Here is a 25,396-nt window from a genome sequence, read left to right on the forward strand (position 1 = left end):
ATATTGGACTATAAATTAAAGGTTTGGAATAAGTCACCATTACAAAAGTTAACGGTATTTGCTTCTGCTGTAGCACTATTGTCGGGTTGTTCTTACAAAGATTTTACAACTCAGGAAGTAAAGGCGGAAACCGTAAATTCAAAGGAACAAAATAATAAGGCTCAGAAGAAAGAGGGACAGTCCTCAACAAAACCAAATATCGTGTATATTGTTTTAGATGATTCAGGGTTTTCCGACCTTGGAAGCTATGGCTCGGAAATTAAAACACCTAATCTTGACATGCTGGCAGAAAACGGACTTCGGTACAATAATTCCCATGTTACACCTGTATGTTCCCCAACACGTGCTGCATTGCTTACAGGTCGAAATCCTCATTCAGTTGGAATGTCAACCGTCGCCAACTTTGATTTAGGTCCAGAATATCCAAATAAGCGCGGTCGAATCAATCCTGAGGCAGGTACCATTGCCGAGGTACTAAAGGGAGAAGGGTATAATAGCTATGCTTTAGGAAAATGGCATTTATCACCATCCCACCAGGCCACTGCCGCTGGTCCTTATGAAAACTGGCCGCTTGCGAAAGGCTTTGACCGCTTCTATGGCATACTTGAAGATTCCAGTGATCAATATAAACCAGAACTTGTCCAGGATAATAGTTTTATAGACGTACCCGAAAAGGAAAACTATCATTTTTCGGAGGATATTGTAGATAGGGCCAATCAGTTTGTTACCGATCAAGCTTCAATAAGCCCAGAAAAGCCATTTTTCATGTATTTGGGTTTTGGTGCACAGCATCAGCCAGTACAGGTGCCGCAGAAATACATTGATATGTATAAAGGCGTCTATGATAAAGGGTGGGACAAAATCCGGGACGAAAGGTTTGCCAAACAAAAAGAACTTGGTATCATTCCAAAGGATGCCAAACTGGCTCCACTTAACCCAGGGGTAAAACCATGGGAGCAGCTGTCAGCCGACGAGAAAAAAGCATTTACTCACTTCCAGGAAGCATATGCAGGCTTTTTAACACACACGGATGGACAAATTGGCCGATTTATTGATAAATTACGTTCAGTTGGAAAATTGGATAATACGATGATTGTCTTTTTATCTGACAACGGAGCAAGCCCAATGGGGAAAAATACCGGTTCAATTAATCATACATTAGCTTATAACGATATACCGGAAAATCTAGGGGATATTGTCAATAAAATAGAGGATTTCGGCAGTGATAAAACGAAAATTGAATTTCCTGCTGGCTGGGCACAAGTAAGTAATACTCCATTTAAATTATATAAATCAACGATGTTTGAAGCCGGAACGAGAACTCCTTTGATTATTTATTATCCGAAAGCTATAAAGGCGAAAGGGGAAATTCGTAATCAATATGTACATGTCAGCGATATCACACCTACTGTCTATGATTTAGCTGGAATCGAACTTCCGAAAGAAATAAAGGGAGTTAAACAAATGGGCCTTCATGGTGAAAGTTTTGCTGGAACATTCACGAATGTAAAAGCACCTGGCAAGAAAACGCAGTATTATGAAAACAATGGACAGCATGCCATCTACCAAGATGGCTGGAAGGCAATAGCCCTTCATACAAAAGGACAGCCATATGAAAAGGACGTATGGGAACTGTATCATGTCGCCGAAGATCCAACTGAATTCAACAACGTCGCATCAAAGTATCCGGATAAATTAAAGGAACTTCAGAAGTTATGGGACAAGGAAGCTAAGAAATATGGTGTTCTTCCAATGTCAGATGTCATGGGTGATGGGTTTTTAGCGATTCCAAGTGATTCAAACCGTGCCAGAAATACCTTTACATTCTATCCCGGTATGTCCCTGCTGCCGGAAGGGGCTTCACCGTTTATCATTAATCGTTCGTATACGATAACGATTCCGATTAACCGGGAAAAGTCATCAGACGAAGGGGTACTGGTAGCCTTAGGAAACTACGAAAGCGGTTATACACTATATATAAAAGATAACAAACTAGTTTATGAGTATAATATTGGTACGAAAATATATCGGGCTGAATCCGACATCGGGGTTCCGGTTGGTCAAACAACAATCAAGTATGAGTTTAACCCTACTGAACTTCATAAAGGAATTGGCAGTCTCTATATTAACAACAAGAAAACAGGAGAAGTAACAATCGATCAAACTCATAAATTTAAAGTTAGTTTTGAAGGGCTGGATATTGGAAGAGACACCCACTATCCGGTGAGTCCAGTATATAAAGACAAAGGTACATTTCCTTTCACTGGGGAGCTGGAAAAGGTCGTTTACGAATTAAAATAACAATAGTTCATTTTAACTAAACTATAAAGCCAGTAACCATCCTATTGTTACTGGCTTTTTTTAAAGAAACGAGGGTGAAAAATGGAGAAAACAGTTGAACAACTAAAAGGATTTCATATCCTAGCCAAACCATCAGGACCTATTTGTAATCTAGATTGCCATTATTGCTTCTATACGGAAAAAGAGGCCTTTTTTACAGGAAAGAGCCGATTTAGGATGTCTGATGAATTATTAGAGGAGTTTATAATGCAATACATAGCTGCACAAGATGAAACCGAAATTCCGTTTGTTTGGCAGGGAGGTGAACCCACTTTAATGGGCCTTGATTTTTATAAGAAAGTGATTGAATTGCAAAAGAAATATGGGAATGGGAAGCGAATCACCAATTCACTGCAAACGAACGGTACATTACTAACTGAAGAATGGTGTCAATTCTTGGCAAAACATCATTTCCTTGTAGGCCTTAGTCTTGATGGACCGGAGTACATCCATAATCGATATAGAGTCGATCGCGGGGGCGAACCGACCTTTGACAAAGTGCTTAATGCTTTACGTTTATTAAAAAAATATAAAGTTGCTTTTAATGTACTAATCTGTGTCACCAAGTATTCTTCTAAATATCCGCTCGAGATTTATAATTTCTTTAAAGAGGAAGGAGTTGAATTCATTCAATTCATCCCAATTGTGGAACGAACGCCGGATATGAAAGCCCAAAAACTGGGGCTGCGGCATGCTACACCACCTTCTATTAAACAAGAAGAATCCCAACAGGCCGTTTCCTCCTGGACTGTAGAATCTGAGAAATATGGCGATTTTTTAATTGCTATTTTTGAAGAGTGGGTAAGAAATGATGTTGGAAAAGTGCATGTCATGAACTTTGAACATGCGCTGACTTCTTGGTTGGGTCTACCAGCCACCACATGTTTTTTTGCCGAAACTTGTGGGAGGGCAGCAATTGTTGAACATAATGGTGACGTGTATTCATGTGACCATTTTATGTATCCAGACTATAAATTAGGTAATATCTCCAATAATACATTCTCGGAAATGATTGAATCTAACAAGCAGCGGGCATTTGGAGAAAATAAAAAGTCATCTCTGCCAAAGTACTGTCAAACATGTGAAGTACGTTTTGCGTGCAATGGGGAATGTCCTAAGCACCGCTTTTTGGTAACACCTGATGGAGAACCAGGATTAAACTATTTGTGCGCGGGCTATAAAAAATACTTTCATCATATTCACAGATATTTAAAAGTGATGGTCCAACTGATCGAGAATGGGTTTCCTGCATCAGAAATAATGGAGGTAATCAAAAGGCCGCTTATTTTGAAAAAATAAATCTAGAAGTCCAAAGTTGTAATCGAAATTTAAAAAATATTTAGAATTTATTGACAAGATGAAACAGGTAAGGGTAAAATTATAGTTAAGGAAAAAAAGCGCTTTATTTATTGAATTCACAACTATATTCACGATATAAATGCATAACTAAAATTTTAGCGGAAGTGATTATGATGTTTCAAAAATAATTTTTGACAAAGTGAGGTTATAAAAGGATGGCGGAAATTTTATCAAGAAAGATCCAAACTGGAAACTATCAAACATTTATCCATGAGGGTGGCGAACCTTCCTCTGAAACAATCATTTTTCTTCATGGCAGCGGCCCTGGTGTAAGTGCAAAGTCAAATTGGCAGCACATATTACCCCATTACAAAGAGAATTTTCATGTAGTGGCACCGGATATCTTTGGATTTGCCAACACAGACCATCCGGAAACCTACCCGAAAAATGGGGTAGAATGGATGAATGCGCGGATTAATCAAGTTCTAGCATTAATGGACGAATTAGGAGTTGAAAAAGCCCATTTGGTTGGAAACTCCCTTGGAGGTGTTATTGCACTAAACCTTCTCATGTATGCTCCCGAGCGATTCGACCGTGTTGTATTGATGGGGGCAGGCGGTGGATTAACAGAACCAACACCAGAACTGGCTAAATTAGCAAACTTCCATAAGGATCCAAATCCTGTTGCATTTAAAAATCTTTTAAGCTGGTTTTTATATGATCAAAGCGTTCTGGAAGATGAACTTGAGGCGATTGTTGCTGAGCGATTGGAGTTATTTTTAAAGCCAGAAGTGCGCAGATCCTATGAAGTAAATTTCTCGAATTCACATTTATCCGATATGCTGGTCCCACCATCCGCACTGAAACTAATGGACCATTCAATTTTACTGATTCATGGTCATGGAGATCGATTTGTACCGCTTCAAAGCAGTCTGTATGTAATGGAGCATTTGCCAAATGCCCAGCTCCATATCTTTAAGCGTTGTGGACATTGGGCCCAAGTGGAGCAAAAAGAAAGATTTATCAAACTAACATCTGATTTTTTCAACGGTGAGTTTTAGAATAAAGTTACGAGATTCCTATTTTCTTGCACAGTTGAATCCCTATTTTTTTCAGTGATAGGTGGTAGACTTGCACTGAGAAATTACCATATTATAGGGATAAGATAATATTTATGGGAATAGTAGGTGTTTTTATTATGAAAATAGATAAGGCTTATCGCTACATTAAAAGACAAATAATTGAAGGCAAATGGGAACCGGAAAAAGCTATCAATGTGAATGAACTTGCTGAAATATTAAACATTAGCAGAACACCCATCCACAAAGCGTTGTCGAAACTCGAACAAGAAGGATTTCTTACCATTATTCCTCAAGTAGGGGTATTTGTAAAAAGACCTGACCCAAATGAAGTTATCGAGCGCTTATTAGTATGTGCAAATCTTGATGCGTTGATGACGGAGCAGGCAGCCTTCAATTTGACTGAGGAAGATTTCCGCTATATGGAAACAACCCTATTGAAAATGGATCATCCGGGATTGTCAGCAGATGAATATTCCAGCTTGAATATTGATTTTCACCGGACGATTTATGTTGCTTCGAAGTTGACGTTTACCTTCGATTTGGCTAATCAGCTGTGGGATTACTTGAATTTTGTTGCGAATCCGGAAGATTTGTTCACCGATGAACGGAGGAAACATTCTCAAACAGAGCATTGGATTATTTTCTATAGTCTGAAGGAAAAAGATAGTAAGATGGCAAAGAGGTTAATGGAAAAGCATATGCGCCGGGTGTCACAGGTAGCAGGGGAAAAATATCAGGACGCCGAAATTAATAAACGAGTGTTTAACTAGTCATACTTTTTCAATAGGGGAAAAGGCTCAACCAATACTATAGCAGGGGGTATTCTAATGGAACAAAGTGTGCTGAATACAAAAAAGGAATTGGTAGATAAGGCCCGGTCGCTCATCCCAAAATTACGGGAATATAGTGAAGAAATTGAGAAAACAAATACGTTGCCTAAAACGATCATTGAGGATTTACAAAAAGAAGGTGCGTTAAAGGTCTTACGTCCCCATCTATTTGGCGGCTATCAAACGAATATGCGGACCTATACAGAGGTTGTAACCGAAATTGCCCGTGGTAATGGGTCTGCAGGCTGGTTTGTAGCACTAAGTAATATCAGAGATTATATGATTTCCTATACTTTTGGAGAGAAAGCTTTAAATGAAATTTACCAACCGGGAAAAGAAGTCGTTTTAGCCGGGAATTTTAAACCAATAAAATGTGATATTAAGAAGGTTGAAGGCGGCTATTATATTGAGGAAGCACAGTGGCCGTTTGTTTCTGGAAGCCCGCATGCTGATTGGTGTTACTTTGGATTTCCAATCGTCGATGATAACGGCGGAGTAGAAATGGCAATTATGGTCATTCCGAGAGAGGAATTAGAAGTCTTAGACGATTGGTATGTTATGGGGCTAAAAGGGTCTGGTAGTAATAGTTGTAAAATAAAAAATGTTTTTGTACCGGATCACCATGTGTCATTAGATCGTTTAGCAAGTAAGGGTCATTACCTAATCGAACCGCTTAAGGATGTAGCGTTGTATAGATCTTCCTTTGTTCCTTCCTTAACCTTGTCAATTGTGGCACCTGCATTGGGTTTAGCACAGGCTGCAATGGATTTATATATGGAGAGGCTTCCTAAGGCAGGAATTGGAAATACCTTCTATAACAAACAAGCTGAAGCCCCTGTTACACATTTACAAGTAGCCCAGGCGCAGCTTAAAATTGATTCCGCTGAGCTTCATCTTTATCGGGCTGTAGACAAAATTGACAGCTATGCTGAACGTGGTGAAGTGATGGATAAAGCGGAAATTGTGAAAGTGAAGGCGGATTTTGGATATGTCAATCAATTATGTAAGGAAGCGATTGATCTTCTAGTCGCTGGAGTCGGCTCAATGTTCACCTACGAGACAAACCCACTCCAAGTTGTGTATCGTGATTTTCTAACGATGCATCTGCATGGTTTTATTACACCATCAAGTTTAATTGAAACATATGGAAGAGTACTCTGTGGTCAGGAACCGAATAGTTACTTTGTATAACATTCGCTTTCGTCTAAAATGGAAGGGCTTTCTTGCTGAAAAAAATAATAGGAGGTTTCAAAATGAGTTTACCAGAGATTGCAAAGTTAGGGCACGTTGCTTTAGTGACGACAGATCTTGAAAAATCACTTTGGTTTTATAAAGAAGTTATTGGTCTAGAAGAAACAGAAGTTGTAAACGGTACCCATTATTTACGCGCTTGGGGAGATTTTGAACACCACACACTTTCCGTCACAGCGGGTGATAAGCCCCACCTTGATCATATCGCATGGCGGGCAAAACGGCCCGAAGATGTTGAAGGTTTTGCCAAACTTCTCGAGGAAGCTGGTACTGAAGTAACTTGGATTGAAGCGGGAGTAGAAGCAGGACAGGGGAGAGCAATTCGGTTCCAGTTGCCTAGTGAGCATCGCTTCGAAATTTATTATGACATGGAGAAAACATTAGCGGATCCATCTAGACGTTCCGTATTAAAAAATCAGACCTATAAATCATGGGCACGAGGTGCTTCACCGAGAAGAATTGATCATGTTAACCTCCTAACATCATTGAAGGCAAATGTCATTTCTGATTACTTACAGGAGAAATTAGGATTTAAAATGCGCGAATACGTAAAAGCTCCTGACGACTCATTAGTCGGTGCATGGTTAAGCGTCACACCTTTAGTACATGATATTGCCGTAAGCCATGACCCATTCGCGCCAACTACACATCAAATTCACCACATATCCTACTGGCTAGATAATGCCCAAGACCTTCTAAGAGCTGCAGATATTTTAAAAGAACATGGAATTTTCTTCAAAGGACCAGGTAAACATGGAATCTCACAAGCAATGTACATTTACGCGATTGATCCTGGAAGCGGTTTACGCGTAGAATTATTCACAAATGGATATTTAATCTTTGAACCGGATTGGGAACCAATCGAGTGGACTGTCGATGAAATGGATATCGGTTTCACCTTCTGGGGCGACCAAATGGATACACTTCCGGAAAACAATCCAACAATTGAAGCATAAGTGAAATTGAGTTTAATAGAATACTATTTTCAATACAGATTGTAAATGCAGAAAGGGGTACTAAGAATGGATGATCGTCAATTTCGCACAGCGATGGGAAAATTTGCAACGGGTGTAACCGTTATTACCACAGATGTTGAGGGGGACGTGCATGGCATGACTGCCAATGCCTTCATGTCTGTTTCACTTAGTCCAAAGCTAGTTGTCATCTCAATTGGGGAAAATGCTCGCATTCTTGAAAAAATTAAACAAAGCAAGACATTTTCCGTCAATATTTTGGCGGCAGACCAACAAGAACTTTCGATGATTTTTGCCGGGCAGATAAAGGAGCATCGGGAGGTAGTGTTTGATCGTCTTGATGGGAAGCCAGTATTGGCTGGAGCTGTAGCCCAAATTGCCTGCGAAGTATCTGCAGTGCATGTTGAAGGTGACCATACACTATTTATAGGAAAAGTAACGGATATTCATCTTGAAGATGCGGAACCGCTCATTTTTTACAGTGGACGTTACCGGGCATTAACGGAAGAAAAAACACTCGTATAAATATACTGAGACTCCTTGTACATATCATGTAAGGAGTCTTAATTTTAATAAAATAGGAGGGAAAACATGGGAATCCAAGTGGTTAGATTTGAAAGGGAAAGCAACGAACATTGGGGTGTTGTGTCGGGAGAAAATATTCTTGTACTTAGTGGTACATATAAGAGTTTAGCTGAATTTTTATATGTGGGGAAAGAGGAAGCAACAAAAATTTATAACCAGGAAAATGTTGAATCTATTCCATTGAACGAAGTGAATATTTTAAGCCCGGTTACAAAGCCCGCAAGAATTATTTGCCAAGGAGTAAATTATTCAACACATCGTTCTGAGACAGGGATGGAAGCTTCAAGGCCTCCTTTTAATATGATTTTTAGCAAAGCAGACAGTTCTCTTAGTGGAGCTTATAGTGAAATTGAGCGACCCTCGCATGTAAAATTACTAGATTATGAATTAGAACTTGGGATTGTAATTGGAAAGGAGATTTCCGAGTCAGTAGAAGTAACTGATGAAAATCTTCATCAATATATTGCCGGATTAGTCATTGTGAATGATGTTTCTGCACGGGATGTACAACTTCCCCAAGGTCAATGGTTAAAGGGAAAAAGCTTTAGGACTTTTTGTCCTACTGGGCCTTTTCTTTACCTGCTCGATAAGGAGGAGCTGCCATTAATCCATGACCTAAAGCTTGATCTTTGGGTGAATGATGAATTAAGGCAATCTGCCAACTCCAGCCAGCTGCTTTATAAACCAGCCGAGACGTTATCGGAGCTTTCAGAAGTGATGGATCTATCGCCAGGGGATCTGATTGTGACTGGAACTGGCGGCGGAGTGGCATTGAATCTTACACCGGAGGTAAATGAACTTGTTGCCAACCTGTCCATTTCCTATCAACAGAAACTAGATTTACTGGTGGAAAATCAATTAAAAAGTGAAAAATATTTAAAGGATGGCGATACCATTCGCTGTAAAATTAAAAGTGCAGATGGTGTAATCGATTTGGGAGAACAAATGAACAAAGTAGTTAGGAATAAAGAAAAAAGTCTGATTGATTCCAAATAGACCCTATATTCACACTGGGAATTTAAGAAATGGGTGAGATTATGAATAGTAATCTAGCTAATATATTGGAACAAAGCAGCCCAGATGATGGTAATAAAAAAATTCTGTCGACTACTAGTGCTTTTGGACTATTGCGGAAAGGAATCATCGAGAATTTAGGAATGAAGCGAGCAAAGGGATTTCTTCTCCGCTACGGTTGGAGCTTAGGTGCGACCGATGCAGAAGAAGCGATGAAAACCCTTTCCTCAATAGATGATCTCCTGAATCAGGCAGCGATCCTTCATATAAGAGCGGGGCAAATTAAGGATATGAAGTCTGAAAGAATCCTTGAAATGAGTGATTCAGAAACAATTAAATCGATTTTGGGAAAAGGAAAATGGATTGACTCGTTTGAAGCAAGTGAGCACCTTAAGCATCATGGTATATCTGACACTCCGGTTTGCCATACCTTGACAGGCTATGCAAGCGGTTATATGACATCAGTTTGCAAGCAGAGCGTCATTGTGAAGGAAATTAGCTGCATGGCTAAAGGGGATGCTGAATGCTGTTACGAAGCAATGCTCCAGGAGGACTGGGGAAGTGAAATTCAGGAGGAGCTAAAATTCTACAATGAATCAAATATTATTGAAGAATTAGAGTATACGTACGAGCAATTATTAGAGCAGCGAAATTATATCGAAAAGGTTTCAAAATTTCATAAGAAATTAACGGAAAGTGTATCGAATGGAAGCAATTTGCAGGATATTGCCGATACCACCTTTAAATTATTTAGAATTCCAATCTCGATAGAGGACCTAAGTTTTCAAAAAATAGCTTTCTCAGGGATGGACGAAGAAGAGTATTGTCGACTTAATAATGAATTGAAACTGAGCCTAATTCGAAAAAATAGGAAGAATAACAACATCCTTCCACTATTTAATGAAACCACTAAATTGCAAACAGAAAATCAAGAACGTCTTATAACACCAATCATTGTTCAAAGAAAGAACATTGGCTATTGCACCTTCATTTATCCAAAGAATACATTGAATAACGTGGAGAATAATATTATGTTTATCGAGCGGTTTGCCAATGCCGCTTCCTTATATCTCTTGAATGAAAAAACCAGTTTTGAAGCATTGGAAAAAATGAAAGGGTATTTTTTAGAGCAAATTATAAAAGGACAATATTCTTCTAAAGAGGAAATCATCAACCGCGGCCGGTATATGGGCATTGATCTGGAAAAACCATTTTATATTGCTGCAATTGACTATAAAGAGAGAGGAAAGGCAGCCAAAAATCAGATTGATCACTATGATCAGGTTTTAGAAACCATCGCAAAATATCTTGATATACAAGGATATAAAGTGTTAATTGGCCAGTATGAGGGTCAAATTATTATGCTGATTCCTGAAATGACTCAGCTAATACCGAAAATGGAAAAAATTTTAAAACATGTAGAAACTACCTATCCTTCCTATCAATATAAAATCGGCATCAGTGATAAATCAGAAGAAATTGAGTGTGTTGCAGATTACCTGGAAGAATCATTAATCGCATTGAGGCTTGCCACGGAAAAGAAAATAATCAGTTTTAAAGATTTAGGGATTGTTGGGGTATTAATTAATTCAAAAAATATCAGCGGCATCAAAAAAATTGCCAAACAAGAATTAGGACCGCTCTATCAGCAGAAAGATGCGAAGCAAAAAGAATTAATCAAAACACTTTATGTTTTTTTAGCAAATGGCGGGAAACTCCAGCAAACCATGGATGACCTTTCTTTGTCAATGAGTGGACTCATGTATCGGATTAATAAAATTGAAGCATTGATCAATAAAAATTTACGGGATTCTTCACAAAGCTATCAGCTTTTACTCATACTTGATTCTTTGCTGGCTTTAGGAGAGTTGGAGATATAGAAAAAAGGCAGTCCTAGCCTAGACTAGGATTGCTATTTTTTTGCCTTGTTTCGGGATAAAAACCAATAAAAAGTAACGAAAAACAGAAACCAATATAAACCACTTAAATATAGTGAAAATTTAAATAGCTTTTCCTCTAGAATAAATACATTGAATTTTCTAAAATTCATGTATGTAAGTGCTTTCAAACTATTTTAGGGGGAATTTATTTGAAACAAGCTTCATCTATTCATGCTCTTGAAAAAAGCACAGTTAAGAAAACGATGAAAAGAATCCTGCCATTTATTTTACTTCTTTATGTTGTTGCCTTCTTGGACAGGATTAATTTGGGTTTTGCAGCGTTACAGATGAATGCCGATTTGTCCCTAACAGCAGAAACATTTGGTTTATTGTCTGGTTTATTCTTTATCAGTTATTTTCTCTTTGAAGTTCCAAGTAACTTAATTTTGCACAAAGTGGGTGCCCGTCTGTGGATCGCCAGGATTATGATCACATGGGGAATTGTGGTTATATGTACTGGATTTATTCAATCTGCCTCACATTTATATATTTTACGCTTTTTACTTGGGGCAGCTGAGGCCGGTTTTGTTCCTGGGATTATTCTTTACTTAACCTATTGGTTCCGTGCCCGAGAGAGAGGAAAAGCAACGGCCCTATTTTTTGTAGCTTTGCCAGTAAGCGGTTTGATTGGAGCACCGTTGTCAACTTGGATTATGGATAATATCTCATGGAACGGTTTAGCTGGCTGGCGATGGATGTTTATTATGGAAGGGATTCCGGCTGTCATTTTAGGTATTGTCGTTTTGTTCTACTTGACGAACAAGCCTGCTAACGCCAAATGGTTAACGAAAGCTGAAAAAACATGGCTTGAGGGTGAATTAGAAAAGGAGCGACAGGTAAGCGCAAAAGTAAACAAAACTTCCTACACTGGTATGTTAAAGGATTCAAAACTATGGAAATTATCCCTATTTAATATTGCTGGTTTTATCGCGGTGAATGCCCTGTCCTATTGGATGCCAACGATTATTAAATCTTTATCTTCTTCTTCAACTACTAACCTACAAATCGGCTGGCTTGCGATGATTCCTTCAATTATTGCTATTCCTTCTATCCTTTTTACAGGCTGGAATGCCGATCGAACAAATTCACATAAACTGCACTTGGGCATTTGTGTATCAGTTGCAATGATTGGATTCATTGGTTGTTCTTTTGCAACTACCGTACCGTTAATGGTCTTAATGCTTTCGATTACTTCTGCAGGTTTATATGGCATTTCTGGTACCTTCTATGCCTATTTAACCTTCTTCTTTTCGGAATCAACTGCACCTGCCGGTATCGCATTAGTAAGCACTCTCTCCTCTTTAGGTGGTTTTGTTGGACCAATGATCATGGGGGTATTCAATTTTACACAAGCAATGTACATCATTGCAGCCTTCTTGCTAGTTAGTTTGATTACGCTCTTTAGCATAAAAATAGTGAAAAATGATCAGAAAGATGTAGGAGCATTGGAGATTCCAAATTAATATTCCTACTACTATTTCCAGTTGATGTTACCGGGTCTAAATAACCCGGTTTCATTCATTTTTTGGTAAAAACCAATAATAATTACCGAAAAAGTAGTTGGAATCAAATAGTTTTTTCTCTAGAAAGAGAATAGTGAATTTTCTAAAATTAAAGCATGTTAAAAATTTTTCATATAAGAAATGGAAAGGCTTTTAATATTCCAAAATAAGGAGGAACAAATCTAGTATGTCAAATATTACACAAAAATTAATTAAAACGAATAACTATGAAACCTATTTAAATCGATCGGGTGAAGGTAATTCCGAAACCATTTTATTCCTGCACGGTTCTGGACCTGGTGTGTTCGCCTGGGCCAATTGGCGGTACGCCTTAAATGATTGCAGTGAACAATATGATTGCCTGGCACCGGATCTGCTCGGCTTCGGAAATAGCAGTCACCCGAATCCAATTCCGAAGAATAGACAGGGATGGATGGATCATTGGGTCAATCAGTTGATTGAAATGTTAGATGTGCTTGGGATTCAAAAAGCCCATGTTGTAGGGAACTCATTAGGCTGCTCCATTGCACTTGAACTGCTTCTAGAACAACCGGAACGATTTGATAAGGTTGTACTGATGGGACCAGGTGGGACGCCTAATACAAAGCTTAGTACAGAGCTTGCCCGTGCAAAAGGTTTTTACGACAAACCATCCGAAAAGAAAATGCGTCAAATTATGAGCTGGTTTGTCTTTGATGATGAAAAACTGGCACCGGAAATTGAGGCTCTCGCACAGACTCGTTATGAAACAGCCATGCGCCCGGAAATCCATCTTTCCAACGAATCGATATTTGCAACAGCTGCAGTACCAGTGCCAGTCACGGCTCTTAAGCGAATCAAAAATCCAGTTTTACTCGTACATGGCCGAGATGACATGGTTTGCTCTGTGGAGTCCAGCTATTATCTATTATCCTACTTACCGAATGTCCAGCTGCATGTTTACGGACGAACCGGCCACTGGACACAAATTGAACAGAAAGATAGCTTTAATCTTTTAATTCAAAATTATTTTTCTAATAAACTCTAATGGGGGTAGGAAATATGTCGTTACCTGAGATTGCAAAGCTAGGCCACGTAGCACTTGTCACGCCGGATCTCGAAAAATCACTTTGGTTTTTCAGAGATGTGATTGGTTTGGAAGTAACAGAAGAAAAAAACGGAACCCACTATTTGCGTGCTTGGGGAGACTTTGAGCATCACTCCCTATCCTTAACAGCAGGTGATCGTGGTTATGTTGATCATATTGCCTGGAGGACAAAGCGGCCAGAAGATGTCGAAGGATTTGCCCAGCTGCTTGAAAAAGCGGGAACTGAAGTGAAGTGGATTGAAGCAGGTGAAGAGACGGGACAAGGCAGAGCGATCCGATTTAAGCTGCCAAGTCAGCATTCCTTTGAAATCTACTACGACGTTGAAAAACCAAAAGCAGATGAAAAAAGACGGTCGGTTTTGAAAAATCAAACTTACAAGGCTTGGGCCCGCGGCTGTTCTCCTAGAAGATTTGATCATGTGAACATCGCTACATCAATGGATGTTGGTGAAATAATTGATTACCTTGGAAGTCAATTAGGATTTAAACTACGTGAATATGTGAAGTACCATAATGAAATTACTGTTGCCGGCTGGATGAGTGTTACTCCTTTAGTTCACGATATCGCGGTCATTTCAAGACCACAAGCCAAAACGCCGAACCAGCTTCACCACATTTCTTACTGGTTAGATAATTCCCAAGATATTTTAAGGGCTGCCGATATATTAAAAGAAAACGGGATCAACTTTATTGGCCCTGGAAAGCATGGAGTTTCTCAAGCCTTCTATTTATATGTAATGGATCCAGGCAGTGGATGCCGTGTTGAATTGTTCAGCGGATCTTACCTTATTTTTGAACCAGATTGGGAACCTGTTGAATGGACCGAAGAGGATCACTCTATTGCCAACACCTATTGGGGTGATTCTGTTAGTGATAAGGAAATGAATAAGCCGACGATTGAAGCTTAAATAAAGTGCTGACTCAACACCTGATTGAGTCAGTTTTTTTAAAGAAAGGAAGAGATCTGTGACTGAAACGAAAACCTATGAAACAGACATTGTTGTCGTTGGAGCTGGGAATGCTGCCATGTGTGCAGCCATAGCAGCAGGGGAAAATGGCGCTTCGGTCATCGTACTAGAAAAGGCACCAGAGGCGGAGAAAGGCGGGAACAGCACCTATACACATGGTTCGATCCGGTTTGCCTATGACGGCAATGAGGACTTAAAACAAATCATGCCTGATCTTACAGTGGAAGATTTTGCGATTACCGACTTTGGATCCTACACGGAAGAGGAATTCTTTCATGATATGTGCCGGATGACGGATTACCGAACCGATCCGGAGCTGGCTTCGCTCCTAACTGGTAAGAGTTTGGAAACGATGAAATGGCTTGTGTCTCATAAGGTAAGATTTGTGCCGATTTATGGGCGCCAAGCCTTTAAAGTCGACGGTAAGTTCAAATTTTGGGGCGGCATGATTGCTGAATCGGTCGGTGGCGGTCCAGGTTTAGTCGACTCACTGCATGAGGAAGCAGCAAGGCTAGGTGTGCAAGTATTATTCAATTCCATGGCGACAGAGCTCATTCATGACGACGATGGGGTTCGCGGGGTTATTTTTAAACATAAAGGGAAAACGACGGAAGTCCATGCTAAAGCGGTGATTTTAGCTTCTGGAGGCTTTCATGCTAATCCTGAAATGCGGACGCGGTATTTAGGACCGAAATGGGACCTCGCACATGCAAGGGGAAGTCGCTATAACACTGGGCAAGGAATTCAAATGGCTCTAAATATTGGTGCTCTTGGCTACGGAAATTGGTCAGGATGCCACGCAGTCGGTGGAGACCGCTATTTACCAGAATTCACTGAAGGTTTCCAAAAGCTAAGCTATCCATTTGGAATTATGGTAAACGCTGATGGGAAACGATTTGTTGATGAAGGTGCAGACTTTCGCAACTATACGTACGCAAAATATGGCAAGCTGATTCTTGAACAGCCCGGCCAATTTGCCTGGCAGGTTTTTGATCAAAAGGTGTCTGGCCTATTGCGTGAAGAATATCGAGGCAAACAGGTCACAAAAGTAAAAGCCAATACATTAGAAGAATTGGCAGAGAAACTTGAAGGTGCTGATAAAGAAGGATTTTTACGGACGGTAAAGGAATACAATGAGGCTGTCACGAAAGAAATCCCCTTCAACCCTAATGAAAAGGATGGACGGTGTACAGAAGGATTAGCGGTTAAAAAATCCAACTGGGCCAATACCTTGGATGATGGACCATTTGAAGCCTATGCCGTTACATGCGGCATTACCTTTACTTTTGGCGGCTTGAAAATAAATTCGAACGGTGAAGTGCAGGACGTTTTATATCAATCGATTCCGGGATTATATGCGGCCGGTGAGCTGGTGGGCGGATTATTCTACTTTAATTATCCTGGCGGTGCCGGCTTAATGGCAGGGTCTGTTTTTGGAAAAATAGCTGGTGAAAATGCTTCATGTTACATTCAGCAGTGTAGATAAATAAAAAAGGGGTGCGAAATATGGTAAACAATGTTTTGGATGAAAACAAATCCGATTTGACCTTGTTATTAAAAGGGGCCGAAAAGGTTGGAAAAATTGCAGAATCGGAAGCGCTAGAAGCAGATGAAAACAAAACCGTTTCAAAAAATGTCATTGAAGCGATAAAAGAGGCTCGATTATCCAAGTTGTTACTGCCAAAAAAATACGGCGAGCCACAAGTAAAATTAGGAGAGTATTCCCAAATTATCCGCACGGTTGGAAAATATAATATATCTGCTGCATGGTTAACCTTTCTTTATTCCATTCATAATAGTTTAGTAGCTTATATGACGGAAGAGGGAGCAGAAGATGTAATGAATCAGGGAGGATTAATAGCAGATATTTTTGCTCCAATTGGGAAAGTGGAAAAGGATGGGGACGGTTACCGGATAACCGGCAAGTATAGTTTTGTAAGCGGTATTTTGTATAGTGACTGGGTGGCTCTTGCAGTGAAGATGAAAATGGATGACAGTGAAGAAACTGAACTATGCATGCTAAATATACCGATATCTGATGTGGAAATAGTGGAAAATTGGGATACGTTAGGACTTAGAGGTACAGGAAGCAACCAGGTAATTGTCGATAATGTTTATGTTCCAAAGCACCATCTAATACGGCTTACGGTTGCAGATCGTACAGGCAGACCGCCACAGGGGTATGATTCAGACTATCCTCTTTATGATGTTCCATTTTTCTCATCTTTTTGTGTCGGATTCCCAATGGTAGCATTGGGTGGTGCTGAGCGTTTACTGCAGGAATTTAAGAACCGAACGGAAAACCGGGTCCGAATGGGAGGAAATTCCGCTAAGGATTCCCGGCATCAGGGAGTATTGGCTGAATTAACAATTAAATATTACGAATCAGAAGGACTATTAGACAAATATATTTCTTTATTGGAAAACTATGAAATGGGAAAAGAAGATAAACGTGGTGAATTTGCAGCGATAAGGGCAAAGATTACGAAGAACGTATCGGACATTGCGGTAAAGGTTTTGTTGACACTAGGAGGATTTTCTATGTTTAAAGGAGATCCAATTGAAATGTTCGTACGCGATATTTTGGCAGTATGCACACATCGATCTAATCTTTACGAAGACTCGGTAGAAGCGTTTGGAAAGACACAATTTGGCTTCGATATATCGATTAATGGGTAATGAGGAAACAGCCGCATTAAAAAAACAACTATAAATTCTATAAGGAGGCGGCTGTATGGAAACCATTTATTTGAATCCTGATAATCTGACCTACTGGCAGCAAAAGGCAAAACCTAGCGTCATGGGTCTTGGATTTTTTGATGGGATTCATAACGGACACCGTGAAGTTATTCGAACAGCTCATCGGAAAGCCAAAGAAAAAAATCTACTCTTAACTGTCATGAGCTTCTTTCCACATCCCAAAACAGTTTTATCAAATGGAAAAACAAAGGTAGATTATCTCATGCCGCTTTCAGATAAAGAGAAGCTATTTTCTGAACTTGGTGTCGATATTTTTTATATTGTCGAATTTGACCGGGAATTCTCGTCGCTGTCGCCAGAAAAGTTTGCTGCTAAATACTTAAACGGTCTCGGTGTCATCCATGCGGTTGCCGGCTTTGATTATACCTATGGCTTTCGTGGTGCAGGGAATATGGATCGGTTGAAAAGTGATTCAGGGGGAATCCTCGAGGTCACGAAGGTCAATAAAGTCGAATGCAACGGTGAGAAGATCAGTTCAACCAGCATTCGTGAAAGGTTGTCAAAGGGAAACGTGGAGGATTTGCCTGCCTTTTTAGGCCGTCCCTATGAGGTCGGCTGTGAATGGGACGGCTCCACACTAAAGGCAAGTCCTTACTATACATTACCAGCCCTTGGCAGATATGCTGTCACGTTAAAAGAAGGATGCCAATCACAGGAAATGGAAGTGATTGTCATTGGGGAAAAGGAACTGATACCGCCCCTGGGTATTTCTGGAATACTGCCGAATAGTGATGCGACTATTTCAATTACATGGCACCAACGGATCAAGGAAGAAATGAAAGAGTCAATCAGTAGCGAAGAATGGTTTCACACCGCGAAATTCAATTTCGTCTGGAGTGGTTGAAATTGTAGAAAGACATATCCTATTTTTTATAAAAGGGGACTGTAAACAGTGAATAAGACAAAAGAGTTTCAAACGTTATTGAAAGAACTAGGTTCCTTTATTTTGCCTGGTGCTTATGATGCCATGTCAGCTAGATTAATAGAAGAAATCGGCTTTAAATCGATATACGCCACTGGGGCTGGAATTTCCAATGCCCAATTAGGGTGGGCAGATGTTGGTCTAACTTCATTAAAAGAAGTGGTTGATATCGTTACTCGAATGGCAGATGTCACGACGATTCCGATTGTCGTGGACGGGGACACAGGTTTTGGCAACGCCATTAATGTGATCCGGACCGTCCGTGAGTTTGAACGTGCAGGAGTGGCAGCCATTCAAATGGAAGACCAGGTTTCACCTAAGAAATGCGGTCATTTCAACGGCAAAGATGTGGTATCCAAAGGAGAAATGGTTGGGAAAATCAAGGCTGCTGTGGATACAAGACATGATTCAAACCTAGCCATCATTGCTCGCACAGATGCATTAGCTGTAAATGGCCTAGAAGATGCATTAGATCGGGCACATGCCTATAAAGAAGCCGGTGCCGACATCATTTTTGTGGAAGCACCGACAACAATTGAACAATTGAAGCAAATCACCAGTTCATTAAAAGGGATTCCTCAAATCATTAATCTTGTGGAAGGCGGTAAAACTCCGCTCATTTCTTTAAAGGAAGCTGAAGAGATTGGATTTAAAATCATGCTTTGCGCGAACACCGTCCTTCGTTCAGCCATCAAAGGAATCACGGAATCCTTAAAAATTTTAAAAGCAGAAGGGTCACAAGAAAATGTCCATAACTTGATCTGTACCTGGGAAGAAAGACAATCACTCTTTAAGCTCACTCAGATCAAAGAGTGGGAAGAAAAGTATTCAGAAAATCAAGCGGTAATGAAAAGATAAGATGAGTGGCTAAAAAGGAGGACGTTGACGTGGTAAAAGAAGTAGATTATGACATTGTAGTAATTGGCTGCGGAGTGGCCGGAACCTCAGCTGCGCTATCTGCCGCAGAAACTGCTAAAAATGCAAATAAAAACTTAAAAATTGCAATCCTAGAACGGGCTGATTATGACCATCGGGGAGGCAATTCAAGGTGGACAGCCTCCTATATGAGAATGAAAAATCTGGATGAGGTTGCCGACAATTTTGTGGAAGACATGATGGCTTTCTCAGACAACTATTCCGATCGGGAGTACATAGAAACTCTCGCACATGATGCTGGGAGCACACTCAGGTGGGTAAAGGAAAAAGGGGTGGAATTCGACTACTTGCCGACAATGTTTTTAACGGCATCAAGGCCGCGGTTGCTCCCGGTAGGCGGGGGACGTGCGATTGTTGATACTTTATCCCGCCGTGCAGGTGGACTTGGTGTAGAGATTATTTACGAAGCCACTGCCTGGAAATTATTGCTTGATGATGAAGGAGCAGTCAATGGACTTATGGTGCGCGTTAAGGGTGGGACTTCCCTCCAATTAAAAGTCGGTGCAGTTGTATTAGCGGCAGGAGGATTCCAAGGAAATCAGGAAATGATGGCCCAATATGTTGGCAAGGATGCCCATAAAATTCGAACAGTAGCTGAGGGTGGTTTGTTCAATAAAGGGGAAGCCATTCGGATGGCTATGGCAATTGGTTCAAAAACAGCTGGACAATTTGATTCATTCCACGCTGAACCGGTGGATCCGAGAAGTAAGCGGGAAGAGGCAGCCGTTATGACCTACCCTTACTTTATCTTGGTCGACCAAAATGGAAAGCGTTTTGTTGATGAGGGGGTGACCACTATCGACGAGCAATATGAAGAGGTTGCCCGCAAGATATTCTACGATCTCCCTGGTCACGTGGCATATATGATTGGCGATCAAAAGATGTATCAGATTCCAAATTATGAACGGGCAGTGGAAACGGATAAACCTGCGATTGTGGCAAAAACACTTGAAGAACTGGCTGAAAAGATTGGGGTGCCGGCTGATCAGCTGGCTGCCACTGTTAAAGAATATAATGCTGCGGTACAGCCGGGAGAATTTCATTGGGATAAAAAGGATGGAAAACAAGCTGTCGGGATCACACCGCCAAAATCCAATTGGGCGATTCCGATTGATAAGGCACCATTTATCGCTTACCCAATTGTCTGCTCCAATGTTTTTACAAATGGCGGGCTGGCAACTGACACGTTTGGCCGGGTCTTATCACAAGATGATGATGCAATTCCAGGATTATATGCGGTGGGTGAAACAGCGGGATTATATTACGGAAAATACCCGGGCGGAACATCTGTCCTTAGAGGTCTTGTGTTTGGCCGCCGGGCCGGTGAACATGCCGTATCATACGTAACGGATGCAAAGAAGCTTGAGGTTTAATCTTGGTGAAAGGCTTTCATGGAAAGGGTGTTCTTTTTGGAATTAAAAGAAAAGGTAGCCTTTGTAACAGGAGGCGGCAGAGGAATCGGCAGGGAAACATGTTTTCTTTTAGCGAAGCAAGGCGCGAAAATAGCTGTTTTTTCAAACAATCAATCTGAAAGTGATGAAACAGCAGATTACATTAATGGCGAACTTGGCGGGGAAGCCATTTCTCTCATTGGAGATGTTCGCAATGAAGATGATATTAATAGAGCAGTCCAAGAAACGCAAGAGAAATTGGGTCCCATCGATATCTTAATAAACAATGCTGGCGTGATGCTTCTAAAGCCGTTCCTTGAAACAACGGTGGAAGAATGGGATTTCGTTCAAGACATTAATATTCGCGGGGTATATTTATGTGCTAAGGCAGTTGTCCCGCAGATGAAAGAAAAGAGAGATGGAGTGATTATCAATCTCTCATCTATCTGGGGAACAAAAGGCGGACCGGATAGAAGTGCCTATATTGCTTCAAAATATGCTGTTATTGGATTCTCAAAAGCCTTGGGTGAAGAATTAAAGCCATACAAAATTAGAGTGAATGCGGTGTGTCCAGGTCCTGTTGACACCAAAATGATGGAGGATCTTGCACCGGAAGTGAATAAAGAAAATTGGTTACAGCCAATTGATCTGGCAAATGTAATTGTTGATTTATGTCTGCCAAAAATGAAAGCAGTAACCGCTGCGGCGATTGAAGCATTTGGTAACGGACGACCAGTAAATCTATAACAAGTTGAAAAGGGGATTTTAAAATGGAAAAGTTAACACCTGCAATTGAATCAAAAAATATCAGTCTAGCATTAGCTAATAAAATGCTAGAGGCCGCATTAGTTAAAGGGGAAGAACTAGGGATGCCGTTTAGTATTTCCATTGTGGACCGGGTTGGAAATTTAAAAGCGTTTGCCGCGATGGATGGCGCGCCAGTTTTAAGTTTAGAGATTGCGCAAAATAAAGCATTTTCTGCAGCGACCTATAACAGAGCAACACATGAATGGTACGACAGAATCAAGGATGATCCGCCGTTGCTGCATGGTATTGTCCACACACCTAGATTAATCATATTTGGCGGCGGCTATCCAATTAAAATTAATAACGAACTGATAGGTGGAGTAGGGGTCAGCGGTGGACACTATACACATGATATGCAGGTATGCCAGGCTGCCTTGGAAGTGTTAAATACATTAGAGTAAGAGGTGTATATACCGATGGAAACCTATGATTTAGTTATATTGGGCGGCGGCTTAGCGGGGATATGTGCTGCGGTCGAGGCAGGTGAGCAGGGGGCATACGTCCTTCTGCTTGAAAAGCAGGATACGCTTGGCGGCAGCACGGTTTTGAGCTCAGGTTATATGGCCTTTGCTGCGACAGATATGCAGGACGCGGCAGGCATCATCGATTCCACTGAATCCCTTTTAGCCGACATGATGGAAGTGGGCGGAGGAGTGAATGACCCTACGTTGGTAAGTACCTATGGCCGTCACCAGCATGAGACCTACTCATGGCTTGTTGATCATGGAATTGAGTTTAGGGCGCTTGAAGCGGTAAGCGGGCACAGTGTTCCAAGAGGGCACATTATCGACCCGCATCAAGCCATTCAGTCATTATATAGAATTGTTAAGATGCTTCCTAATGTAACCGTTCGTTTCAATGCCCCTGCAAAAAGAATGCTGAAGAACACAGAAGGCAGAATTGATCGCGTCCTATATGAGTTTGAAGGGGAGGAGCTTAGGGTTTTAGCCTCCAAAGGGGTCATTCTAGCATCCGGCGGTTTTGCGAAAAGCGAGGAGTTATTACAGCAATTTGCTCCCCAGTTAAATGGCGCATTACGGATTGGCGGTGCAGGTAATCAAGGGGATGGATTAAAGATGGCCTGGGAGCACGGTGCATGGGTTCAAGATCTTCCATATTTGAATGGAACTTTCGGTTTCCATCCCACTGCTTCTGGTGCGGTGAAGTCTCAAGGATTGGCTTTTTACAAGGGAGGAATTATCGTTAACCAGCTCGGGAAGCGGTTTGTCAACGAATCTATTTCCTATAAATTATTAGGTAAGGCCGCATTCGAGCAGCCTGATCAAATCACCTATCAGGTTTGGGACCAAACGGTAATGGACAAGAGTGTATTTGATGACCCGCTTTATGACCTGGAATTGCTTCGGCGCCGCCGGCTTCTATATGTGACTGACACATTAGAAGAATTGGCTGATTGTATTGATGTGCCATTGGAAGTGTTGGAAGAGACCATTTCAAGGTACAATCACGGGATTCAAACCGGGGAGGACCCTGATTTTGGCAGGAAGACCTTGACACATAACTATGGGAAGCCAACCCCGATTGAAAAAGCACCTTTTTATGCATTTGATTCAACAGTCGCCATGCTGGCAACCTATGCGGGCATAGCCGTGAATGCTGCAGGGCAGGTTGTGAATTCTTATAAGGAGCCAATTCTAGGATTGTATGCAGCTGGTGAAATAACCGGCGGATTCCATGGTGCTGGTTATATGACAGGAAGCTCGTTAGGGAAAGCGGTCGTATTTGGCCGGCTTGCTGTTCTAGCTGCTTTAGCTGAATTAACCGTATAATCATAGTTTCGCAAATAAAATGTGTTGTTTCGCCAATAAAACCTGTACTTTCGCAAATAAATGAAGTACTTTCGCAAATAAACAGCCTAGTTTCGCAAATAAACTCCATTTCTTCGAGAAATAAATTACTTTTTTTTAAAATTGTAGTAGTTTTCACATTAATACGGCGAATGGATTGATAAATATTACGAGTATTTTTTAAAAAATATCAAAATGGGGGTTGTATAGATGAAAATCTGGCATCAAAGTCTTACTACGATTGATCAGGTCCCGCAATACCGTGATGCGATTATAAATCACGTAAACCGGATCGCCCGTCCTGACGTAGAGGTTGTTTTACACGGGATGACAGAGGAAACGTACCCAACTCATTATCCCGGAATATTTATCACTCATGCCTACTTGCAAAACCTGCATCGCGAACAGTTTGTCCGGGCGGCTCTTACGGCTGAAGCGGCAGGCTACGATGCGATGTTCATTGCGACTATTCCAGACGTTGGACTTTTAGAGGCACGAACACTGGTGGATATTCCCGTAGTAGGCTATGGGCAAGCTTCCTTTCATATGGCCTCCATGCTCGGCGATTGTATTGGTGTCGTCAATTTCTTAGCACCACTGGCAGATGAACTCCGGCAAAATGCTGCCCGCTATGGACTTGGTGCCAAATTAGGACCGATCGTTCAAACCGAAGCAGGATTTGACACAGTTTTAGCAGGATTTAACGATCCTGAGCCTGTCATTGATTCGTTTAAGAAGGCTGCTAAAAAGGCTATTTCCGAAGGGGCGGATGTTATTGTCCCTGGTGAAGGTCCGATGAATGTATTCTTAGCCACTCATGGCATTTCAAGGATTGGGGATGTACCAATCGTTGATTCGTTCGGAGCAGGAATTAAAATGTGTGAGTCGCTGGCAGATTTGCGGAGAGTGTCCGGGGTATATATGACTAGACGGGGCTATTTCAATGCAAAACCACCTGCTGATGCAGTTGCACGACTAAGGGAAATGTACGGACTAGAGCCGAATCCAGACCCCAAAAATGATCGCGGCCTATCTGCTCATGCTGTGGAAAAATAATTTTCAGATTCCAGTATAACTAATAGAATGAGGTGAACTAGAGATGCATATCGTTGTATGCCTAAAACATGTCCTCGATCCGGAGATTACACCACGGTATTTTCAGATTGATCCCGAGACTAACCGCCCTGAGAATGGTGATGCCGATATGGTACTGGATTCCTTTGCTGAAAATGCGCTTGAACTTGCCATTCAAATGAGGGATAAAACACCGGGAGCTACGGTAACAGCTCTTTGCCTTGGTGATGAGACCTCTGAGGAAGTGCTGCGCAGAGCCTTCGCTTTTACAGCAAATGCCGCTGTTCGTATCTGGGATGAGGAGTGGGAAGATCTTGATGGTCAAGCTGTGGGTCATATCCTTGCCCAAACAATCAAGACTCTTGGCGGGGCAGAGCTAGTGTTGACTGGATATCAAGCAAGCGATATTGAAGAGGGCTTAGTGGGTCCGGTTTTAGCGGAAGAGCTTTCTATCCCTTGTGTGACACTCGTCTCAGATCTTGAACTGGACGGAGAAAATGTTAAGGCTTCTTGTGAGGCCGAGGGTGGTTACACCGTGGTAAGCGTCCCTTCTCCTGCTGTTTTTACCATTATCAGCTCCGAGACAAATGTTCCTAGGCTGCCAAAGGTCAAAGATATTAGACTTGCCAGAAGTAAGCCAATTACACAGTTTGAAAGTGATGATCTCAATTTAGATAGTGAACGGTGTCAACCTGGAGCAAAACTTGTGAGAGCCTATGTTCAAAATAGGGAAGTGAATTGCGAAGTATTGCCTGGCATTGAGGGTGCTGAACTTGCAGGAGAGTTGGCTGATAAGCTCCTGGCACTGAAGATTTTATAGGGGGAG

The 25,396-nt window shown here is 41.2% G+C and carries 22 protein-coding genes; all 22 read left to right on the forward strand.

The genetic code is table 11. The features are described 5' to 3' along the window. The first annotated feature begins 3 nt into the window (after positions 1 to 3). The 22 genes from ACIQXV_RS24155 to ACIQXV_RS24260 all read left to right on the forward strand — a co-directional run bounded on the left by ACIQXV_RS24155 (position 4) and on the right by ACIQXV_RS24260 (position 25,390). Positions 4 to 2,301, forward strand: coding sequence for an arylsulfatase (locus ACIQXV_RS24155; protein ID WP_402963080.1), 2,298 nt, complete (start codon positions 4 to 6; stop codon positions 2,299 to 2,301). 81 nt (positions 2,302 to 2,382) lie between these two features. Further along, positions 2,383 to 3,639, forward strand: a complete 1,257-nt coding sequence (locus tag ACIQXV_RS24160; protein WP_402963083.1) for an anaerobic sulfatase maturase — start codon at positions 2,383 to 2,385, stop codon at positions 3,637 to 3,639. 215 nt (positions 3,640 to 3,854) lie between these two features. Beyond that, positions 3,855 to 4,700, forward strand: a complete 846-nt coding sequence (locus tag ACIQXV_RS24165; RefSeq protein WP_402963086.1) for an alpha/beta fold hydrolase — start codon at positions 3,855 to 3,857, stop codon at positions 4,698 to 4,700. A gap of 137 nt (positions 4,701 to 4,837) precedes the next feature. Further along, a complete protein-coding gene (locus ACIQXV_RS24170) occupies positions 4,838 to 5,491 on the forward strand; it encodes a GntR family transcriptional regulator (RefSeq protein ID WP_402963088.1) in 654 nt (217 codons plus the stop codon). Between the two features lie 57 nt (positions 5,492 to 5,548). Then, positions 5,549 to 6,742: an acyl-CoA dehydrogenase family protein gene (locus tag ACIQXV_RS24175; RefSeq protein WP_402963091.1), complete on the forward strand. Its 1,194-nt coding sequence runs from the start codon at positions 5,549 to 5,551 to the stop codon at positions 6,740 to 6,742. Between the two features lie 62 nt (positions 6,743 to 6,804). Then, positions 6,805 to 7,758: a VOC family protein gene (locus tag ACIQXV_RS24180; protein ID WP_402963094.1), complete on the forward strand. Its 954-nt coding sequence runs from the start codon at positions 6,805 to 6,807 to the stop codon at positions 7,756 to 7,758. Positions 7,759 to 7,824: 66 nt separating this feature from the next. Next, complete coding sequence (locus ACIQXV_RS24185; protein ID WP_402963096.1) at positions 7,825 to 8,301, forward strand: flavin reductase family protein; 477 nt, start codon at positions 7,825 to 7,827, stop codon at positions 8,299 to 8,301. A gap of 66 nt (positions 8,302 to 8,367) precedes the next feature. Continuing rightward, positions 8,368 to 9,357: a fumarylacetoacetate hydrolase family protein gene (locus ACIQXV_RS24190; protein ID WP_402963099.1), complete on the forward strand. Its 990-nt coding sequence runs from the start codon at positions 8,368 to 8,370 to the stop codon at positions 9,355 to 9,357. A gap of 29 nt (positions 9,358 to 9,386) precedes the next feature. Beyond that, a complete protein-coding gene (locus ACIQXV_RS24195) occupies positions 9,387 to 11,255 on the forward strand; it encodes a XylR N-terminal domain-containing protein (protein ID WP_402963102.1) in 1,869 nt (622 codons plus the stop codon). Positions 11,256 to 11,464: 209 nt separating this feature from the next. Continuing rightward, the gene (locus ACIQXV_RS24200) at positions 11,465 to 12,778 is read left to right on the forward strand and encodes an MFS transporter (protein WP_402963104.1); all 1,314 of its coding nucleotides are present in this window, start codon (positions 11,465 to 11,467) and stop codon (positions 12,776 to 12,778) included. 226 nt (positions 12,779 to 13,004) lie between these two features. Beyond that, positions 13,005 to 13,844: an alpha/beta fold hydrolase gene (locus ACIQXV_RS24205; protein ID WP_402963107.1), complete on the forward strand. Its 840-nt coding sequence runs from the start codon at positions 13,005 to 13,007 to the stop codon at positions 13,842 to 13,844. A 14-nt stretch (positions 13,845 to 13,858) separates the two neighbouring features. Beyond that, positions 13,859 to 14,812 carry a VOC family protein gene (locus ACIQXV_RS24210; protein WP_402963110.1) on the forward strand — a complete coding sequence of 318 codons (954 nt, stop codon included), beginning with the start codon at positions 13,859 to 13,861 and terminating at the stop codon, positions 14,810 to 14,812. A 58-nt stretch (positions 14,813 to 14,870) separates the two neighbouring features. Further along, positions 14,871 to 16,358, forward strand: coding sequence for an FAD-dependent tricarballylate dehydrogenase TcuA (tcuA, locus tag ACIQXV_RS24215; RefSeq protein ID WP_402963113.1), 1,488 nt, complete (start codon positions 14,871 to 14,873; stop codon positions 16,356 to 16,358). A gap of 20 nt (positions 16,359 to 16,378) precedes the next feature. Then, entirely contained in the window at positions 16,379 to 17,551 is a 1,173-nt protein-coding gene (locus tag ACIQXV_RS24220) for an acyl-CoA dehydrogenase family protein (RefSeq protein ID WP_402963115.1), read from the forward strand. A 55-nt stretch (positions 17,552 to 17,606) separates the two neighbouring features. Further along, positions 17,607 to 18,476, forward strand: coding sequence for a bifunctional riboflavin kinase/FMN adenylyltransferase (locus ACIQXV_RS24225; RefSeq protein ID WP_402963118.1), 870 nt, complete (start codon positions 17,607 to 17,609; stop codon positions 18,474 to 18,476). Positions 18,477 to 18,524: 48 nt separating this feature from the next. Continuing rightward, positions 18,525 to 19,412 (forward strand): isocitrate lyase/PEP mutase family protein, encoded by an 888-nt coding sequence (locus ACIQXV_RS24230; RefSeq protein WP_402963121.1) that lies wholly within the window; start codon positions 18,525 to 18,527, stop codon positions 19,410 to 19,412. Positions 19,413 to 19,441: 29 nt separating this feature from the next. Continuing rightward, positions 19,442 to 20,863 carry an FAD-binding protein gene (locus tag ACIQXV_RS24235; protein WP_402963123.1) on the forward strand — a complete coding sequence of 474 codons (1,422 nt, stop codon included), beginning with the start codon at positions 19,442 to 19,444 and terminating at the stop codon, positions 20,861 to 20,863. A gap of 27 nt (positions 20,864 to 20,890) precedes the next feature. Next, positions 20,891 to 21,628 (forward strand): SDR family NAD(P)-dependent oxidoreductase, encoded by a 738-nt coding sequence (locus ACIQXV_RS24240; RefSeq protein ID WP_402963296.1) that lies wholly within the window; start codon positions 20,891 to 20,893, stop codon positions 21,626 to 21,628. Between the two features lie 23 nt (positions 21,629 to 21,651). Continuing rightward, positions 21,652 to 22,089: a GlcG/HbpS family heme-binding protein gene (locus ACIQXV_RS24245; RefSeq protein WP_402963126.1), complete on the forward strand. Its 438-nt coding sequence runs from the start codon at positions 21,652 to 21,654 to the stop codon at positions 22,087 to 22,089. 15 nt (positions 22,090 to 22,104) lie between these two features. Then, entirely contained in the window at positions 22,105 to 23,478 is a 1,374-nt protein-coding gene (locus tag ACIQXV_RS24250; RefSeq protein WP_402963129.1) for an FAD-dependent oxidoreductase, read from the forward strand. Between the two features lie 228 nt (positions 23,479 to 23,706). Continuing rightward, positions 23,707 to 24,552, forward strand: coding sequence for an aspartate/glutamate racemase family protein (locus tag ACIQXV_RS24255; protein WP_402963132.1), 846 nt, complete (start codon positions 23,707 to 23,709; stop codon positions 24,550 to 24,552). 43 nt (positions 24,553 to 24,595) lie between these two features. After that, positions 24,596 to 25,390 carry an electron transfer flavoprotein subunit beta/FixA family protein gene (locus ACIQXV_RS24260; RefSeq protein WP_402963135.1) on the forward strand — a complete coding sequence of 265 codons (795 nt, stop codon included), beginning with the start codon at positions 24,596 to 24,598 and terminating at the stop codon, positions 25,388 to 25,390. Positions 25,391 to 25,396: the final 6 nt, after the last annotated feature.

The sequence above is a fragment of the Neobacillus sp. NPDC097160 genome, assembly GCF_044762155.1.
GTDB lineage: Bacteria > Bacillota > Bacilli > Bacillales > Cytobacillaceae > Neobacillus.